The following is a 19,479-nucleotide window of genomic DNA, read 5'->3' as shown; positions in this document are numbered from 1 at the left end:
CGGCAATAAGATGATGGGGCGTTTTATGGCTAGAAAAGCTCATTTATTTAGCAGCAATCAATGACTGATACTTTGCTTGTAACTGCTCCTTACTCTCAATCCTATCAGGATTAGTAACGATACAATCGACCGGACACACTTCCACACATTGTGGCTCATGATAATGCCCGACACATTCCGTACATAAGTTCGCATTTATCTCATAAATTTCTTCACCCTGCGAAATGGCACCGTTCGGGCATTCAGGTTCACAAACATCACAGTTAATACATTCGTCAGTAATAATTAATGCCATTGAATACTCTCAAAATTATTTTGTTATTTTTTCGCGCAATTTCTGTGCTACCAAAGGATGTACAAAAGCATCCACATTACCACTAAGGGATGCAATCTCACGCACAATGGTTGCGGAAATAAACATATATTGTTCTGATGGCGTCATGAATAAGGTTTCCACATCAGGATACATCCCACGATTCATACCTGCCATCTGAAACTCATACTCAAAATCAGATGCAGCACGTAATCCACGTAAAATAATTCGCGCATTCTGTTGTCTCAGGAAATCCATTAATAAACCAGAAAACGACATAATTTTAACATTCTGACAATCTGCCAAGACTTTTTGTGCTAGTTCCACTCTTTCGTCTAAAGTAAAGAATGGTTTCTTACCGCTACTCACAGCCACCGCTACCACAACTTGATCAAACAAACGCGAAGCTCGTCGAACAAGATCTTCATGCCCACGCGTGATCGGATCAAATGTGCCAGGGTAAATCACCTTATCCATTAATTCCTTATCTCCAAAAGCTGGTAATATACTTCACCGGCCTTTCCGCTGCGCTTTGCCTGCCACTTTTTATCTGGAACCCAGACACCTTTCGTCTCAGTATATACCAGTCCATTTTTTGCAAGATGAGATGGTAACAATAGCAATAATTCTGGTAATAATCCGAGGCGATAAGGTGGATCAAGAAAAATCACATCAAATTTCCGCGCATCAGCATGCATGAAACTCAACGCATCCCTCAGAACTAGTTCAACCTGCATTGCCTGCAATTTTTTCTTGTTTTCAAGTAATGCCTTATAAGCTCTGGCATCTGCTTCCACCATCACTACTTGCCCCGCGCCACGAGATGCAGCCTCAAAGCCCAGCGCCCCACTCCCTGCAAATAAATCAAGACAGCTTAAGCCATCCAAATGTTGCCCCAACCAGTTAAACACTGTTTCTCGTATCCTATCCGAAGTAGGCCTTAAATCAGGTTGATCCGGAAAGACTATTTGGCGACTACGCCAATGACCGCCAATGATACGGACTTTTCCCTGGCCTATGGTCATGCATTTACAAGTTATTTTTGTTTTATTCCGCCGCACCCACAACAACAGTCACCATTCCGTCCGGTTTAATCCTTCGCTGAAATGCTTGCCGGATTTGTTCAGTGGTTACTGCTTCAACAGCGATCAAATAGTCCGTTAAATAAGTAAGCGGTAATTTATAAAAACCAATCAGGGAAAGAAAACTCAATATTTTGCTGTTACTATCAATTCGCAGCGGAAAACCACCAATAATATTTTGCTTGGCAGCCACCAGTTCTTCTTCAGTCGGACCGCCGCTAACGAAATCCTTGAGAACTTTCTGGGTCAGCACAAGCGCTTCTTCTGACTGCTCCTTTTTTGTCTGCAAGCCTATTTGGAAAGGTCCTTGTTCTTTATAGGGGGAAAAGAAACTGTGCACACTATAAGCCAGACCCCGTTGTTGACGGACTTCTTCCATCAAGCGCGAGATGAATCCTCCGCCGCCCAATATATGATTACCAACTAAAAGCGGAAAATAATCGGGATCACCCCGGCGTAAGCCTGGATAAGCCAACTGAATATGACTCTGGGTTGCCGGATGAGCAATTTTTTTTACTTCCGCTGTTGGAGTTTGCACTGTGGGTATTGCAATGGCCTGTTGGTTAGAAGACAAATTCATCGTTAAAAATTCTGCAATTGCTTCTGCCCCAATCCGGCTCACATCCCCAATAATGGCTATCACTGCATTTTTGGCAACATAGTAAGATCGATAAAAAGTCAGCAAATCTTCCCGCTGCAATAAATTCACAGTATCCACCTCACCCACATCATTTAATCCATAGGGGTGATTCCCATAGAGCATCTTCATCAATTCGCGCTCAACAATGTAATCAGGTTTGGTACTTGATTCTTTGATGCTCAAGATAATCCTGGCCTTTTCGCGCGCCAATACATCCTGAGGAAACTCAGGATATTGAATGATGCGCGCCAGTATATCTAATGCTTGCTTATGCTCTCGTTCACTACTTAAGGTGCGCAAAGCGATACCGGCACGATCTCGATCAAAATGACTATGTAACTGCGCCCCAACATCTGCTAATGCGGTAGTAATTTGATCCTCAGATAATCCTCCCGCACCCAAACTGAGCAAATGCCGGACCAGATTGGCACAACCCGACTTGCTGGGGATATCCATTCCACTGCCTGCAGCAAACTCTAAACTGATATCGAGCATTGGCAGATCATGATTCTCGACAAAATAAACCCGAGCACCGGAAGATGTTTGCCAATGCTGGATTGGCAGTAAAGCCCACGCCCATTGAGAACAAAAACCAAACAATAGGAATAGAATAAGTATGAATCGCTTTATTTGCACTAAAGCCTCCTCCCCCACGCTCTTCAAGAGCAATATTAAATAATATTTTTACTAACCACTATTGCGCAACCCAGCTGTCACCCCATTGATTGTAAGATGGATGGAACGCTTCACTTCCTCACTATCCTCACCAGAGCGGTAACGGCGCAGCAGTTCCACCTGCAGGTGATTGAGCGGATCAATATACGGCGTTCTGTTCCGAATACTCCGTGCTAACGTCGGATTATCTTGCAGTAGCTCAGTATGGCCAGTTACGGCAAACAGCCATTTTTGGCTTCTTTCCCGTTCTTCCTGAATACGTCCAAAAATCTGCTCACGCAACGCAACGTCATCAACCAATTCTGCATAACGTGAAGCAATGCCCATGTCCGTCTTAGCCAGCACCATATCCATATTGGATAATAATGTTTGCATAAAGGGCCATTCCTTGTACATCTCCTGCAATAATTCCAATCCCTGTCCAGCCTGATGCTCATGCTGAACAAAAGCTTCTACCGCATGGCCAAAACCATACCAACCAGGCAACATCATACGGCTTAAGCTCCAGCTAAACACCCAAGGTATTGCACGCAAATCCTCAATCGCATCGGAATTTTTGCGTGATGGCGGCCGACTGCCTATATGCAATCCTGCCATTTCCCGAATAGGCGTAGATTGCAGAAAGAAATTTTTGAATCCCGGGGTTTCGTAGACCAAATTGCGATAAGCTGCAAAAGAAGCAGCCGCAAGCTTTTCCATCGCAGAATAATAACGGTCGGCATTTGCACCAATCGAATCATGGCTCAGCAACGTTGCTTCCATTGTCGCCGCCACCAATGTTTCAAGATTTCGTCGCCCTATTTCAGGTTCCGCATATTTGCTGCTGATGACCTCACCTTGTTCTGTTACGCGTATTTGACCGTTAACACTGCCTGGCGGTTGCGCCAAGATACTTTGGTAACTGGGACCGCCACCCCGCCCGACGGTACCACCACGACCGTGAAACAAGCGTAACCCTACTTGATGCCTGGCAAAAATTTTAGTGAGTTCAATTTCAGCCTTATAAATCTCCCAATTAGACGTAATAAAACCGCCATCTTTGTTACTGTCGGAATAGCCAAGCATGACTTCCTGTACATTACCACGAGAATTCAGTAGCTTGCGATAATAAGGCAGTGAAAATAACTGATCCATAATAAGGCTACAACTGCGCAAATCTGCAATCGTTTCAAATAACGGAATAATGTTAAGATGCAGTTGAGGACTATCGCCAGCTTCTAATAAGCCCACTTGCTGCAACAGCAATGCAACTTCCAGGATATTGATAATACCGGTGGTCATGGAAATGATGTAATTGGGCATTGCGGCACGCCCAAACCGACGCTGAATCTCTGCCGCGCATTGTAAAATGCGTAACTCGGATTGCGCGGTTTCGGAATAGTCTGTATAGGAAGTCAGTAAAGGGTGCGATTGACTGATCTCGGCCAGCAGCCATTTGATACGTTCGTCGGTAGTTAATTGTAAGTAGTCTTTACGATGTGTGTTATGCTCAAATAACTCGGCCACTACTTGTTCATGTATTTTACTGTGCTGGCGCATGTCCAATGGCGCCAGATGAAAGCCAAATACATCAACCGCACGGCGCAGATTGCGTAATTCGCCGCGCGCCACCCAATAAGATTTATGCTGTTTTAATGAATGGATAATTACATCAAGATCATGCAAAAACTCAGTACTATCCATATAAGGCTTCCCAGCCTCTGTCGGATTCTGTTGCGTAATTGGATGACCTAAATGCTGACATGTTGCAATCAGACGTCTTCCTATACTGAGAAAGATTCGCCGGTATGGCTCGTCAGAACGGTTTGGAATGTCCGGAGAAGCTATCGCCAATTCTCTTACTTCATCGCTGACTTTCACCAAACGTTCAGTGAAACTCATTGTACGACCGATTTTATTGACCTCGCCCAGGTAATAATCTAAAGCCAGCGACGACTGGCGTTCGACAGCATGCAGCATCGCTTCATGCGTAACAAAGGGATTACCATCACGATCACCGCCAATCCAACTACCAATACGCAAGAAAGAAGTCACATACGGCGCATCGTTACCCAAACGACGCTCAAGCAAATCTTCTATTTTTGCATAGATATAAGGAATCTCCGTCAGGAAAGTATAACTATAGTAAGCCAAGCCATTTTCAATCTCATCATATACAGTCAGACGGGTTGGACGTAACATGCGAGTCTGCCACAAAATTTGAATGGTAGCGCGCAGGCCTTCCTCATTATGGCGCATTTCATTAGGTGTCAGTTCAGTACGTGCACGTTCTTTCAGTAAACGTTCAATAGTCAATTGACAATCGAGAATACTTCTTCGTTGAACTTCTGTGGGATGCGCTGTCAAAACCGGCGAGATAACCGCTCTATTAAAAAAGTCAGCCAAAATAACGGCAACATCTTTCCTGCCCTCCAGCACGCGTTCCAAGGCTAGCGTGACACTACCCGCCTGAGGCGGAGATCCTGCACGAAGGTGCGCACGTCGGCGCCGGTTATGATGAACATCCTCAGCAATATTCGAAAGTAAAGAAAAATAACTGAATGCGCGAACAACAGGCAGTGAGTCTTTATCACTTAACTGGTTGAGTATCGTATCGAGCTCATCGCGTGCTGTTGGATCTTGATCCCGATGAAAGCGAATTGCAGTCTGGCGTATATTTTCAACCAGCTCAAAAGCGTTATCTCCCTCCTGCTCACGTAACGTATCACCCAACATACGCCCTAGAAAACGAATATCTTCACGCAATGGCAAATCTTTATCATGCACCAACTTATTTTTGGCAACATTCTTCACTGAATCAGCAGCGTTCATTGCAGTCCATACTCACGATTAAAAATGCATCCAACACGCACTTGTAACAAGCCAAGTCAGTATCGACCATGCTAAAATAATTGCTTTTAAGAATTTTTTGTAATTTTTTCATTTTATATTATTTAATGCCCAATCCATTATTTCCTCAAAAAATTGTCATTGCATCACGAGAAAGCTTACTTGCGATGTGGCAAGCCACGTTTATTCAGAAATGTCTAGGTGAATTATACCCGCAAACTGAAATCAGCATACTCGGCATGACAACGCGCGGTGACCAGATCCTGGATCAATCTTTATCAAAAATTGGAGGAAAGGGGTTATTCATCAAAGAATTAGAGCAAGCCTTGGAGGATGGCCGGGCAGATATCGCTGTACATTCGATGAAAGATATGCCGATGGATGTACCAGAAGGATTCAAGCTTGCAGCGATTACTGAACGGGAAGATCCCCGTGATGCTTTTGTTTCCAATCAGCACAACAGCCTAGACGCATTACCCGAAGGCAGCGTTGTTGGCACATCCAGTTTGCGACGTGAAAGCCAATTGCGCGCGCAATTCCCGCATCTCCAGGTACAACCGCTGCGTGGCAATGTACAGACCCGATTACGTAAACTCGATGAGGGGCAATTTACAGCAATCATTTTAGCTGCGGCCGGTTTAAAGCGGCTTGAGTTATCCGCTCGCATCACCGCACTGCTGAGTCCCGAGCAAAGCTTACCTGCAGTAGGACAAGGAGCTTTGGGAATCGAATGCCGAGCTGATCGTACAGACTTGGTAAAACTTCTGCAGCCGCTACATCACCAGGAAACTGCTTATTGTGTAGAAGCAGAACGGGCCATGAGCCGCGTATTAGGCGGCAGTTGTCAGGTACCGCTGGGAGCTTTTGCCGAAATTATCAACGGCACACTTCAACTACGTGGGTTCGTCGCCCAGCCCGACGGCAGGCGCATTGTCAGTGATGCGTTACATGGCAAGCCAGACACTGGCATTACGATGGGACACCAATTGGCTCACCGGCTAATTACCCAAGGTGCTGATGAAATCTTGGCAAGCTTAGCCCCTGCTGATGGCTGGAAATAGCATTGCCAACAAGCCAGTCACTCACGGGTATTAATATTCTGGTTACTCGTCCAGCACATCAGTCTGCATTTCTTGCAAATGGCATTCGCGCTGCTGGCGGCAATCCCATCCTGTTTCCTGTATTGGAAGTAACTGATATAAAAGATTTAACTCCCTTGCTAAACTTAATCAATCGCTTAGACGAATTTGATTGGGCGATCTTTGTAAGCCCCAATGCTGTCAATAAAGCGATGAGTCTGATAGTCAAGCAACGCTCATTACCTCCTCATCTGAAAATTGCCGTCGTCGGAAAAGGCAGTGCAGATACGCTCAAAAACTACGGTGTCGATAAGGTGCTAGTTCCAACTGAGCATTTTGATAGCGAAGCATTACTCAAGCGTAAAGAGCTGCAGCACATGGCCGGTAAGCATGTTGTTATCTTTCGTGGTAATGGCGGCCGGCAATTGCTAGGCGACACGCTCATGCAGCGTGGTGCAATTCTTGAATATGCAGAATGCTACCAACGTAAAAAACCAAATGTGGATATAGCCTCATTATTAACCGCTTGGTCACAAGGTGAAATACACGCTGTGATCATTACCAGTAGCGAAGGATTACATAATTTATTTGACATAATAGGTGAGCTTGGCCAACAATTGCTGAAATTGACCCCAGTTTTCACAGTTCACGAACGTATTGCTCAAACGGCCAAAAATCTTGGGTTGGAGAAAATTGTGAAAGCACCTTCTACTGGAGATGAAGGTTTGCTAAAAAGCCTGCAGGGATACTTTAATTCGTAATCAGAAATATATAGTGTTAAGGAAAATATGGAAGAAAGCGCTCAGAACAAAGCTAGAGCAGGACGCTCCACCCCATCGCTTCTACCCATCATAATTAGTACTTATATAATTTATTATCTACGTTTTAATACTAACCCTTATCGATTCTACCGTTACAAGGAGAACATATGAAACTGATACTCTGGCTATTAGCACTCTTTGCTGCTGCTGTAGCTGTAACACTTGCTGCAAAATATACGACGGGCCATGCTTTATTGGTAATGCCGCCCTATCAACTCGATTTGCCCCTGGATTACTTTATCATTGGGTTAATCGTAGCATTTTTTATTTTTTACCTGCTGGTGCGATTTATTTTGGGAATCTTTGGATTCAGCCAGCGACATCGCCATAAAAAAACAGATGAAATGCTGTTATCTGGACTAAAAGCTTACTTTGAGGGCGACTATGTTAAAGCCAGGAAAAATGCTTCCATCGCTTTAAAATTGAGCGACTCATCTATCGTTACTGCAATCAGTGCAGTTATCGCAGCTCGCTCAGCGAATGAGCTTGATGAAATTGCAGCTCGCGATCAGTATCTCGCCACGGCAATAAATAAAGCCCCGGATGAAAAATCCTTGCCTCTCATGGCCAAGGCTGATTTTTTGCTGAATGGTAGTCATTCTCAAGAAGCACTTGAAACCTTACACTCATTATATGCAAAGGGAGGATTACAGCCTTCCGCCGCATTACAACTCGAGCTGAAAGCTCAACAGCAGGCCCAAAATTGGGATGCAGTCCTAGAACTAACTGATGTCCTTGCAAAGCGCCAATCTACTAATAAAGCATTGGTCAAAAAACTGAGACATGATGCACAAATGGAAAATATCAGAAGCAAGGCTTCAGATCCCCATTCACTGAATCAGTATTGGCAAAACATCTCTCCTTTGGAAAAAATGGATAGTAAATTAGCTGTCGCAGCCACACGGGCATATATTGCTTTGGGTAACTGCAATACGGCGCATCAGATCATTGAGCAAAATGTTCCCATTACATGGGATAACGAATTAATCGAGCTTTATGCAGAATGCCTGGGTTATCATGTACACAGGCAAATTGAATGTGCCGAAGTTTGGCTTAAATCACAACCCAACAATGCGCAGTTATTGCTCACATTAGGCAAGCTATGTACACATTGCGAGCTTTGGGGTAAAGCACAAAATTATTTAGAGGCCAGTTTGTCTGTAGAATCTGGACATAAAGCCCATTTTGCATTAGCGCAATTAAACGAAAAATTAGGTAAGCATGAATTAGCCATGGATCATTATCATAAAGGGCTTGAATTGACACTTAAGCAATTAAGTTAATTGCAATTTTTGTGTAGCTAGGGATTGCTGGTTGAAGGCGTAAACACATCAGAGAAAAATGCATCTCTTGGTAAATTACACTGATTGGTAAAGTCATAATAGGCAGCCTTTACCATACCAGGAGAACCGCAAGCATATACCTGATGTGTTTCCAAGCTAGGGTAATCTTGTAAAACGGCTTGATGCACTAAACCTGTTCTCCCTTCCCAGTTGTCAGTGAGTAATGGTTCAGACAATACCGGAACAAAGGTAAAATTTTCATGTTCTTGTTGCCATTTAGCTGGTAAATCAGGTAGATATAAATCAGCTCTTGTACGAGCTCCCCAGTAAAGAATCATTTTTCTTTTGCTGCTCCGACTACTCTCTTGAAAAAAAACATGCTCAAGAATACTTTTGATCGGTGCAAACCCCGTACCACTTGCTAGAAAGATAATTGGAACATCTTCGGGTGCATCACGTAAAAAAAAGGAACCCAGCGGCCCTGTAAAACGAAGCATATCTTTAACTTTCATATGCATAAACACATACTCAGCAAAGGTCCCTCCTGGATAATTACGCGCATGCAATTGTAGAAACTCGTCATCATGCGGTGCATTTGCCAAAGAAAAACTTCGGCGCTTCCCATCCTTGAGCAGGATATCGATATATTGACCTGCAAGAAACTGCAGTCGCTGATTGGTGGGAAGCTTTAAAGAAATAATCATCACATTAGGTGCAACAAGCTCAAGTTTATGCACACGACACGGTAAGGTTTTAATTTCTATATCCTTGGTAGCGCTAATTTCATGACATTCAATGACAAGATCAGATAATGGAGAAGCACAACAAAATAAGACCTTACCCGCTTGTTTTTCTTCTTCAGTCAAGGTTTCTTCATTATGATGCCCGTAATCTACCGTACCCTCTAAGATTTTACCTTTACAGATACCACATGAACCATTGCGACAGCCGTAAGGCAGCGAGAAGCCCTCGCGTAAAGCTGCTTCAAGAATAGTTTCACCGGATTCCACTTTCAGAACATGCCCACTGGGCTGAATAATGACTTGATGCGACATTGAGCAGCAGACAAATAAAAAATATAATAGTCAGAAACAGGTAAATAGTTTATATGAAAAAAACACTGCTAATTGCCGGCTGTGGTGATATTGCTCTCCGAGTAGCAACATTATTACAAAAACATTACCGAATTTTCGGTTTATATCGTAATGTAAGCAACTCTGATCATTTACGATTACATCGTATTATCCCAATATACGGAAACTTAGATTATCCGGATGATCTTGAAAAGCTCGCTGGAATTGCACAACTAGTCATACACTTGGCCCCTCCACCCAATCAAGGGCTACACGATTACAGAACCGCTCATTTATTGTCCGCCTTAACCAGCCGAACAAAGAAACACGCAAAGATTTTACCACAACGGCTTATCTATATCAGTACCAGTGGAGTGTATGGAAATTGTAACGGTGCACTAATTGATGAAACACGGCCTGTTCATCCGGAAAATGATCGAGCAATTCGTCGTCTCGATGCTGAGAAACAGATACGGGATTGGGGAAAACGCAATCATATTTCTGCTTCCATTTTACGAGTCCCTGGAATTTATGCGGCAGACAGATTGCCGTTAACACGCCTTCGAGAAGGTCATCCGGTATTAGTAGAAGCCGAAGACAGTTATACCAATCATATCCATGCTGATGATCTTGCACAAATAATTTGTGCTGCATTGCAACATGCAAAACCATGTAGAATCTACCATGCCTGTGATGATTCCCATTTAAAGATGGGAGAATATTTTGATCTCATAGCAGATCATTTTGGTCTTTCCCGCTCCCCCCGTATATCCCGCAGTCAGGCTAAAGAATGTATCTCTCCCGGTATGTTTTCTTTCATGAAGGAGTCCAGACGACTTAAAAATTCGCGCATGAAAAAAGAATTACATATCCGTTTACGATATCCAACCGTTTTGCAGGGTATTAAAGCTCTTACCAAGAATCCATAAAATCTGAAAACCAGCCTATGCAAATTTCACTTTTTTGATAATTCGCGCTAAGAATTTACAAAACTGTGCCGTTAGCTTTACACAACCTCAATTTAAACCTTGCTATTAACAATTACCACAGCAAATTTTGTGGTTTCTTCCAATTTATTGATTTTATTAATGTTTAGAGCCAATCCATTATGGCAACTGTGACAGCACATAGCAAAAAAAAACCTAAAGAAATTAATTTCGCTTGGGAAGGCAAGGATAAAACCGGCAAACAAGTAAAAGGTGAAATGCGTGCTGCCGGAACAGTTATCGTTACTTCCACACTTCGCCGGCAAGGTATTAAGGTCACCAAAATAAATAAAACTCAATCCAGTGGCAAAATTACCGACAAAGATATTACGTTATTTACACGTCAACTGGCCACCATGATGAAGTCTGGCGTACCACTGTTACAAGCGTTTGATATTGTTGGCAAGGGGCACAGCAACCGTGCGGCAGGCAAGTTACTGATGGATATCAAAGCCGACGTAGAAACTGGCAGCAATTTATCAGATGCGTTTCGCAAACACCCACTTTATTTTGATGCGCTATTCTGCAATCTGGTTCGAGCAGGAGAAGCTGCAGGTATTTTAGATAATCTACTTGATCGTTTAGCGACTTACAAAGAGAAAATTCAAGCTATTAAAGGAAAAATCAAATCTGCACTTTTTTACCCTATCTCAATTATAGTGGTTGCTTTTATCATTACCGCAATCATTATGATTTTTGTAATCCCTGCCTTTAAGAATCTATTTGAAGGATTTGGTGCTGAGCTACCTGCTCCGACACTTTTGGTTATGGCCATTTCAGACTACTTCGTAGCTTATTGGTGGGCCATTTTAGGGATCCTGTGCGGTGGAATCTATGCCTTTCTCTGTACTTGGAAGCGCTCAATTGCAATGCAGCGCGTCATGGACCGACTGATACTCAAGCTTCCTATTTTCGGAGAAGTGATTCGTAAAGCCACAGTTGCACGCTGGTCCCGCACACTTTCAACTATGTTCGCCGCAGGTGTACCGCTGGTAGAATCATTGGATTCTGTTGCCGGCGCGGCAGGAAATTATATCTATTACGAAGCTACGAAAAACATTCAGATTGAGGTCAGCACAGGCAATAGCTTAATGTCTTCCATGACCAGCACCCAGGTGTTTCCCAATATGGCTATTCAAATGGTTGCCATTGGGGAAGAATCTGGCTCACTTGATTTTATGCTTGGCAAGATTGCCGATTTCTACGAGGCAGAAGTGGATGACGCCGTCGCTGCACTTTCAAGTCTGATGGAACCAATGATCATGGTTGTATTAGGGACGCTCATTGGTGGTATGGTCATTGCAATGTATCTACCTATCTTTAAAATGGGTATGGTTGTTAGTTAAATTCAACTTTTCAGGATCTTTTACAAACTCGAATATCTACCCATGTCGTTCATATTCATCCTGCAAGACACACCCTCTTTTTTTATTTGTCTGATTACCTTTGTTGGTTTAATGATCGGTAGTTTCCTAAATGTTGTGATATATCGCCTGCCCGAAATGATGAAAAGAAGTTGGTTACAACAATGCGCAGAGTTACGTGGAGAAACCGTTGAACAACAACCTACATTTAATCTTATTACTCCGCGTTCCGCATGCATCCATTGTGATCATCAAATAACTATATTAGAAAATATTCCAATCCTTAGCTATCTTGCTTTACGAGGACGTTGCTCTCAGTGTGACACGCCTATTTCTCTGCGCTATCCTGCTGTAGAGGTGATAACAGCATGCATGAGTGGTTTTGTCGCTTGGCATTTTGGCGTTAGCTTGATCACGATTGCAGCACTAATTTTTGTATGGGCGTTAATTGCGCTGGCGGTTATTGACCTAAACACACAACTGTTGCCTGATGATATAACATTGCCTCTGCTATGGGTAGGCTTACTCATCAATATGAGCAGCCATGGCTTTACTGACAGCCATTCTGCAATTATTGGTGCTGCAGCGGGCTATCTTTTCTTGTGGCTAGTTTACTGGGGCTTTAAACTAATCACTGGAAAAGAAGGGATGGGATATGGTGATTTTAAATTACTATCTGCAATCGGTGCATGGCTAGGATGGAATATGCTTCCGTTGATTATTCTTTTTTCGTCATTGGTTGGGGCTGGGGTGGGTATCGGACTCATCATTGCCGCCAAGCTCAAAAAAAATATCCCAATTTCGTTTGGTCCCTACTTGGTAGGTGGAGCACTTATTGCTCTATTTTGGGGTGAAAAGCTGAATCATGCTTATTTTGGATTATTTTAATTCATGACTTTTATTGTGGGACTCACGGGGGGGATCGGTTGCGGAAAATCAAGCGCCAGCCGATTCTTCTCTGATTTTGGTATTGATGTGATTGATACCGATCTCATTGCTCAAAAATTAACTCAATCAGGTGGATCAGCCATTTCTATGATACGAGATACCTTCGGGAATGCTTTTGTTACTGCCGATAATGCACTGGATAGAAATAAAATGCGGAACCTGATCTTTTCAGACAGTGATGCACGACTCAAGCTTGAAAAAATCCTTCACCCACTTATTCTTAAAGAAACGTCGCTTCAAATTAAACAGACCCGCTCCCTCTACATTATCATCGCTGTGCCGTTACTGCTCGAAACAAACGATTATAACGATATCATTCAGCGCATTTTAGTCATTGATTGCGATGAGCAACAGCAGCTTTCACGCACCATGACGCGTAGTCAATTATCAGAACAAATGGTAAAAGCTATTATAGCAGCGCAGATTCCACGAAGAATCCGCTTACAGAAAGCAGATGATATTATTATTAATAATCAAGACATTGATCAACTAAAAGCACAAATACTCCACCTACACCATAAATACCTGACTCTCTCAAAGAGAGAGACTTCAAGCTTAAAAAACTAAAAAAATTTACCGCCCAAATTATTTGAAAAAGGTTTTAATTTTTATTTGTGAAATAATCCCGCTTCGTGCAAGATTCTATTCTTCTAATTTTCCTTGTGAATGCATACTATGGTGATTTGCTACGAACACCCACTTAACGAGCGTATCCGTACCTTGCTACGGTTAGAAGATTTATTTAATAAAATCGATTTTTTTTCAAATAAGAACACCGCTCATGAGCATCATGCTACGCTCACTGCGCTGTTCGAGGTACTTGAAATCACCAGTCGTGCTGACATTAAATCAGACTTATTACAAGAACTTGAGCGACAAAAACAGATACTCGAGGCGTTACGAAAAAATCCGAATGTTTCTGAAACAGCACTCAATGATGTGCTCAATAGCATAAAAATCACTTTTAGAGAGATGTTAGACTTACCTGGAAAAGTTGGCGAACATTTACGGGAAAACGAATGGCTCATGGCTATCAAACAGCGAATTGGAATTCCTGGTGGTTGCTGTGCATTTGATTTACCTTCCTATCATTATTGGCTGAATTTAGATCCTGCTCAGCGTCATACCGACATTAATGAATGGCTAACGCCGTTTCAACCAGTACGCAATGCCTTTGGAATTGTGCTTTTCCTATTAAGAAAAAGCGGAAGAACTTTACAAGCCGTAGCCAATCAAGGTGTTTTCCAGCAGACGGGATCAGAATATGCAGCACATATGTTAAGACTTACTTTGAGCAACGACTTGCCCTGTGTGCCTGAAATTAGCGCGAATAAGTATGCATTAAATATTCGCTTTATTCCTTCACTATCAGGACAAAGAAATAAAACTTACGAAGGTGATGTGACATTTAAGCTCACCTTCTGTAATCTATAATTAACATTTCAGCATTAAAATGGTTTGTAATCAGCCAATGCAATACGATTGCTGATTTGACCGAGTGATTGTTCAACCTGATCAACCAAAATAAGGCATAACTCACCATCTTCTATATTGGATAGCGCTGCATCAATTGCAATCGCCTCCCCGACAATTTCGCTTATCTTTTGAGTGCGTTTGGCATTACCCAAGCCTTCTCGCAATAAAGTCAATACTTCCCCGTCCGCACGCCCCCGTTGACATTGATCTTGATAAAGTACAACTTCATCGAATGCATCTCCAAGAATTCTGGTTTGTTGACGAATATCTTCATCTCGCCGATCACCCGCAGCGCTAATCACCACTGAACGTTTCTTCGATGGAATATTATCAATGGCACTGACCAGGGCTTGTATAGCATCTGGGTTATGGCCATAATCAGCGATTAAAGTAGCATTTCGATAATTGAACAGATTAAAGCGACCTGGTGCTGTTTGCATATCATTTACAAAACTCGTTAAACCAGCACGAATAACTGCCCAATCCAAACCCAGCGCCCAACCAGCCCCGATAGCAGCCATTGTATTTTCTACCTGGAAATTAATACTTCCATTCTTCGTTAATGGAATTTCATTTAACGGTATCTGATATTCACCGGCTTCCCCTAAAGCAACAATACAACGATTTTCCACATAGATTACTCGTTTACGCTGTGCACGATGCGTCGCCAATACCGGGTGGTGACTATCGCGTGCAAAGAAAATAACTGAACCGGGACAATGATCAGCCATACGGGCAACCAGTGGATCAGCCGCATTAAGCACAGCAAATCCTGTTTCAGGTGTTACATTCTGCACTACAATTCGTTTAACTGCAGCCAGCTCCTCTACCGTATTGACATAGGCCAAACCCAGATGATCTCCCATACCGATATTGGTCACTACGGCAACATGGCAATGGTCAAAACCCAAACCCTCGCGCAGCAATCCACCACGAGCAGTTTCTAAGACAGCAGCATCTACATCCGGATGAAAAAGAATATTTCTAGCGCTTCTAGGACCACTACAATCTCCGGTATCTATGCATTGCCCATCAATATAAACACCATCCGTACACGCAACGCCTATACGCTTGTTAGCTTTTTTCAATATATTAGCAATTAAGCGAGTGGCTGTCGTCTTACCATTCGTACCGGTTACTGAAATTACCGGAATGCGCGCATCATCCCCTTCAGCAAACATGTTATCAACAATAGCTTCGCCTACGGCGCGTGGCTTGCCGAAAGAAGGTTGTAAATGCATGCGCAAACCCGGTGCAGCATTTACTTCGATAATACCACCACCTTGTTCTTCTAGTGAATGCATCACACTCTCGCAAACAACGTCGACACCACAAATATCCAGACCCACCACTTGTGCAGCTGCAATTACACGCTCTGCCAGTTCAGGATGAACATCATCCGTTACATCAGTGGCTGTACCCCCTGTTGACAAATTGGCGTTATTGCGTAAAACGACATGTACTCCCTTGGCAGGAATTGAGTCAGCTGTTAACCCCTGCGTAGCCAGATGCGATAAAGAAATCTCATCCAAATGGATTTTAGTCAATGAAGCAACATGTCCCTCGCCTCGCCTTGGATCACGATTAATTTGTTCCACCAATTGACGAATGCTGCTGATACCGTCACCAATCACTTGTGGCGGATCACGGCGTGCAGCGGCAACCAGCTTGCTTCCAACAACCAGCATTCGATAATCATGTCCTGGAATATATCGCTCAACCAAGACACTATTGCTAAATTCAGTCGCAATTGTATAGGCAGCTTTCACTTCTTCTATGTTCGCAAGATTAACCGTTACACCTTTACCTTGATTACTATCTTGTGGTTTTATAACTACTGGGGTACCTATTTCGCATGCTGCCGCCCAGGCATCGTCAGCATTCTTTACATTTCGGCCGAGTGGAACAGGGATACCTGCTGCATGCAACAACGTTTTAGTCAACTCCTTATCCTGAACAATAGATTCCGCAACAGCACTAGTCATATCACTCTCCGAAGCTTGAATTCGACGCTGCTTGCTACCCCAACCAAACTGTACCAAACTGCCTTCAGTCAAGCGACGAAAAGGAATGCCACGAGCAATTGCAGCTTGAACAATAGCACGCGTGCTCGGTCCGAGGCGGATATCTTCATTGAGCTCGCGCAAACGAAGCAAAGCACCATTTAAATCAAAAACAGCATCGTCAATAGCAGCATTGCAAAGCGTCTGCGCCAATTCAAAAGCAAGCCTGCCGACTTTTTCTTCGCTGTACTCGACAATAACACGATAGGTATTGACCTCTGGTGCTTTAGCAGTATGGCTAAAAGTTACTGGGCAGCCCGCTTGAACTTGTAAGCCAAGAGCAACCAGTTCAAGCACATGGGCCACAGTGATTACCTCATGATGGCCAGCATGCTGAGGTAGAGAAATTTCTGGAAAATGGCTACGCAATTTTGCCTCAAAACCAGATAGATTATTAATGTTATTCTCTGATTCATTACACAAAATAGTAGCTTCAATAGAAGTATGTTGGCTCCATAAATTAGGTCCACGCAATGCTCGAATACGCAATACTTTCATAATTTAATTCCTTGAGTTTGTAAACCGGTAGGAAGATTCTGATTTTCGGGTTTATATTCTTTTTGACTGAAGCCAAAAGTCTTGATACCAGTCTGTATGAGCTCAGGTTCAATGCCGAGTGCCCATGCAGTTCCGACGGCGGCCAATACATTTTCTATATCTTGAATGCTATACACGCCAGTATCTGAAGATATTTCCGTTAGTTTTATCAAAGGCAGTTCAAAAGAATCAGCAACCAATGTGATTAAATCATTGCGCAAGATTACAGCACGCTTACCCTGCGTAGAGCCCGTTCCATGAGTGCAATGCTGAGTGATCACAGCCAAATCGGGCTCAGTGCTGAAGAAAATAACCTCACCGTGACATAATTCAGCCATCTCAATCAACATTTCTTCCTTGGCATTGAGTACCGCTGCGCTGATTGGCAGCTCTACATCCTTCTCCACATTATCAATAACTGCAGCCGTAGGGGCCACTACATCGACTTGAGTACGAAGCACGTCAAAAACTTGCTTAAGTGTTTCAATACCATCGCGACCAAAGTGATGCGCCGGGTCGACGTTCGTAACGACACCAACTTGACAGCTATCATAAGCCAATCCCTCATTCAGTAGCACATCAAAACCATTCTCAAATACTGCAGCTTCTACGGTTGGATTCATCAATACACGATTCGCCGCTGCCCAGTTTGCACTATCGTTGCTGTCAATTTTCCTGTAATCCAGATAAAGCCCATCACTACATGCCAATCCAGTTTTTTTACTTGAAAGGATCAGTAACTTGGAGACAAGATAAGCAACTGTGGTTTTGCCATAAGTACCCGTAATTCCTACAATAGGAATACAACCGTTATCTTGATTCGGAAATAAATGATCGACTATTGCTTCACCGACTGGTCGGGGAGCACCAACTGCTGGCTTGATATGCATCAGCAAACTTGGGCCTGCATTGACTTCAACAATTGCACCCCCTTGCTCACTCAAAGGACGAGAAATGTCGCTCGTTACCAAATCAATACCCGCAATATCGAGCCCAATAACACGAGCAGCCAGTGATGCAATCGATGCAGTGGCAGGGTGAACTTGATCCGTTACATCAAATGCATGATTACCGTTACGCTGGATCAAAACCTTGATGCCGGCTGGAACGATCGAGTCACTTTGATACCCCTGATGAGCAATTTCCATTTGCGCTGCACTGTCCAGACGTATCAAATTCAAAGGATGATTTTCAGTCGTTCCACGCCGCGGATCAGAGTTAATCTGAGACTCAATTAATTCAGTGATGGTTGACGCACCGTCTCCGATGACGGATACCGAATCACCACGAGTTGCGGCTATGAGCCGTCCGCCCACGATTAATAAGCGGTGTTCAGTACCTGCAATATAACGTTCAACCAATACACCCGTGCCTTCTTCCAGCGCGATGTGATAAGCCGATTCAATTTCTTCCCGGCGGCTTAATTCGATGAAAACACCGCGTCCATGGTTTCCGTCACAAGGCTTTACGACAACCGGCATCCCGATATCATTAGCGGCTTCCCAGGCAGCTTCGGCACTCTCAACGATATGTCCTTCCGGAACAGGAACACCGCAAGATTGCAGCAGGGCTTTGGTCAAATCCTTATCACGGGAAATGCTCTCCGCAATAGCCGGTGTGCGATCGGTTTCAGCGGTCCAGATGTGCCGGCAGCGAGCGCCGTATCCAAGTTGTACAAGATTGCCTTTACCAATAATCCGAATAGTTGGGATATTGCGCGCTACCGCAGCATCCACGATACACGCCGTAGAAGGGCCAAGCCATAGTGAATCCACCAGATCCCGCAGATGTTTGATAGCACTATCGACATCATAGAATGGGTGGGGAGATTGCTGGAAATTCATCGCTGCCAATATCAGTTCACGCGCTAAGTACATGGCAGCTCGTGTAATTTCCGCATGCCAGGCGCTAACTGCAACTTTATATACGCCACGTACCGAGGTTTCACGAGCCCTGCCAAAGCCACCACGCATCCCGGCTATGTTCTGTAATTCCAATGTCACATGTTCAAGAATATGACAAGGCCAGGTACCTTCCTTCACCCGCCGCAAGAAACCGCCACGCTCTTCATAGCTACAGCGATGTTCGATCAAGGATGGAAGCCATTCTGATAAACGCTCATAAAAGCTTGGAATCTTATCTGAAGGAAAATCCTCAAGTTCTCCAATATCAACAGTTGCCTCGAGGGCAGGATAGTAAGTCCACCTATTAGGACCATTCAAGTGCTTGATTTCAATAAATTTGATATCTTTTATACTGCTTGAATTTAAGTTAGACATACATTTGAATGAAATGGAAGATATGAGGATT

16 protein-coding genes are annotated in these 19,479 nt (G+C 43.6%); 8 read left to right on the top strand and 8 right to left on the bottom strand.

Annotated features, from left to right (window positions below):
* Positions 1 to 43 precede the first annotated feature (43 nt).
* Genes BM021_RS06285 through ppc form a run of 5 tightly spaced genes read right to left on the bottom strand, consistent with a single transcriptional unit; the run spans position 44 to position 5,521 of the window.
* Positions 44 to 295, bottom strand: coding sequence for a YfhL family 4Fe-4S dicluster ferredoxin (locus tag BM021_RS06285; protein WP_090719990.1), 252 nt, complete (start codon positions 293 to 295; stop codon positions 44 to 46).
* Between the two features lie 15 nt (positions 296 to 310).
* Complete coding sequence (coaD, locus tag BM021_RS06280; protein WP_090719988.1) at positions 311 to 790, bottom strand: pantetheine-phosphate adenylyltransferase; 480 nt, start codon at positions 788 to 790, stop codon at positions 311 to 313.
* Positions 790 to 1,338: a 16S rRNA (guanine(966)-N(2))-methyltransferase RsmD gene (gene rsmD, locus BM021_RS06275; protein WP_090719986.1), complete on the bottom strand. Its 549-nt coding sequence runs from the start codon at positions 1,336 to 1,338 to the stop codon at positions 790 to 792. The genes coaD and rsmD overlap by 1 nt, the downstream gene beginning before the upstream one ends.
* A 22-nt stretch (positions 1,339 to 1,360) precedes the next feature.
* Positions 1,361 to 2,671 carry a M16 family metallopeptidase gene (locus tag BM021_RS06270; RefSeq protein ID WP_090719984.1) on the bottom strand — a complete coding sequence of 437 codons (1,311 nt, stop codon included), beginning with the start codon at positions 2,669 to 2,671 and terminating at the stop codon, positions 1,361 to 1,363.
* 51 nt (positions 2,672 to 2,722) lie between these two features.
* Positions 2,723 to 5,521, bottom strand: coding sequence for a phosphoenolpyruvate carboxylase (gene ppc, locus BM021_RS06265; RefSeq protein WP_090719981.1), 2,799 nt, complete (start codon positions 5,519 to 5,521; stop codon positions 2,723 to 2,725).
* A gap of 125 nt (positions 5,522 to 5,646) precedes the next feature.
* Here ppc and hemC point away from each other — a divergent pair, with 125 nt between their 5' ends.
* From hemC to BM021_RS06250, 3 genes are all read left to right on the top strand, one after another.
* Positions 5,647 to 6,600, top strand: coding sequence for a hydroxymethylbilane synthase (gene hemC / locus BM021_RS06260; protein WP_090719979.1), 954 nt, complete (start codon positions 5,647 to 5,649; stop codon positions 6,598 to 6,600).
* Between the two features lie 2 nt (positions 6,601 to 6,602).
* A complete protein-coding gene (locus BM021_RS06255; protein WP_090719977.1) occupies positions 6,603 to 7,379 on the top strand; it encodes a uroporphyrinogen-III synthase in 777 nt (258 codons plus the stop codon).
* A gap of 167 nt (positions 7,380 to 7,546) precedes the next feature.
* Positions 7,547 to 8,722 (top strand): heme biosynthesis HemY N-terminal domain-containing protein, encoded by a 1,176-nt coding sequence (locus BM021_RS06250; protein WP_090719975.1) that lies wholly within the window; start codon positions 7,547 to 7,549, stop codon positions 8,720 to 8,722.
* A 17-nt stretch (positions 8,723 to 8,739) separates the two neighbouring features.
* On the opposite strand, the gene BM021_RS06245 is transcribed toward BM021_RS06250, so the two are convergent.
* Positions 8,740 to 9,777, bottom strand: coding sequence for a CDP-6-deoxy-delta-3,4-glucoseen reductase (locus BM021_RS06245; protein ID WP_090719973.1), 1,038 nt, complete (start codon positions 9,775 to 9,777; stop codon positions 8,740 to 8,742).
* 53 nt (positions 9,778 to 9,830) lie between these two features.
* Here BM021_RS06245 and BM021_RS06240 point away from each other — a divergent pair, with 53 nt between their 5' ends.
* The 5 genes from BM021_RS06240 to zapD all read left to right on the top strand — a co-directional run bounded on the left by BM021_RS06240 (position 9,831) and on the right by zapD (position 14,527).
* Positions 9,831 to 10,724 carry an SDR family oxidoreductase gene (locus tag BM021_RS06240; RefSeq protein ID WP_090719971.1) on the top strand — a complete coding sequence of 298 codons (894 nt, stop codon included), beginning with the start codon at positions 9,831 to 9,833 and terminating at the stop codon, positions 10,722 to 10,724.
* 179 nt (positions 10,725 to 10,903) lie between these two features.
* Positions 10,904 to 12,127 carry a type II secretion system F family protein gene (locus tag BM021_RS06235; protein WP_090719969.1) on the top strand — a complete coding sequence of 408 codons (1,224 nt, stop codon included), beginning with the start codon at positions 10,904 to 10,906 and terminating at the stop codon, positions 12,125 to 12,127.
* A gap of 42 nt (positions 12,128 to 12,169) precedes the next feature.
* Complete coding sequence (locus BM021_RS06230; RefSeq protein ID WP_090719967.1) at positions 12,170 to 13,033, top strand: prepilin peptidase; 864 nt, start codon at positions 12,170 to 12,172, stop codon at positions 13,031 to 13,033.
* A 3-nt stretch (positions 13,034 to 13,036) separates the two neighbouring features.
* Positions 13,037 to 13,660 carry a dephospho-CoA kinase gene (gene coaE, locus BM021_RS06225; protein WP_090719964.1) on the top strand — a complete coding sequence of 208 codons (624 nt, stop codon included), beginning with the start codon at positions 13,037 to 13,039 and terminating at the stop codon, positions 13,658 to 13,660.
* A gap of 111 nt (positions 13,661 to 13,771) precedes the next feature.
* Positions 13,772 to 14,527 (top strand): cell division protein ZapD, encoded by a 756-nt coding sequence (zapD, locus tag BM021_RS06220; RefSeq protein ID WP_090720060.1) that lies wholly within the window; start codon positions 13,772 to 13,774, stop codon positions 14,525 to 14,527.
* 14 nt (positions 14,528 to 14,541) lie between these two features.
* On the opposite strand, the gene cphA (BM021_RS06215) is transcribed toward zapD, so the two are convergent.
* Both cphA (BM021_RS06215) and cphA (BM021_RS06210) read right to left on the bottom strand, forming a co-directional pair.
* Positions 14,542 to 17,130 carry a cyanophycin synthetase gene (gene cphA / locus BM021_RS06215; protein ID WP_090719962.1) on the bottom strand — a complete coding sequence of 863 codons (2,589 nt, stop codon included), beginning with the start codon at positions 17,128 to 17,130 and terminating at the stop codon, positions 14,542 to 14,544.
* On the bottom strand, positions 17,127 to 19,448 hold the full coding sequence (cphA, locus tag BM021_RS06210; RefSeq protein WP_090719961.1) for a cyanophycin synthetase: 2,322 nt from the start codon (positions 19,446 to 19,448) through the stop codon (positions 17,127 to 17,129). Before cphA (BM021_RS06210) ends, cphA (BM021_RS06215) begins: the two co-directional genes overlap by 4 nt.
* Positions 19,449 to 19,479 lie beyond the last annotated feature (31 nt).

Origin of the sequence: Nitrosomonas sp. Nm166 (assembly GCF_900112825.1) — a bacterium.
Taxonomy (GTDB): Bacteria; Pseudomonadota; Gammaproteobacteria; order Burkholderiales; family Nitrosomonadaceae; genus Nitrosomonas.
The sequence above is the reverse complement of the archived record's forward strand: the minus strand, read 5'-3'. Positions and strand labels throughout refer to the sequence as shown.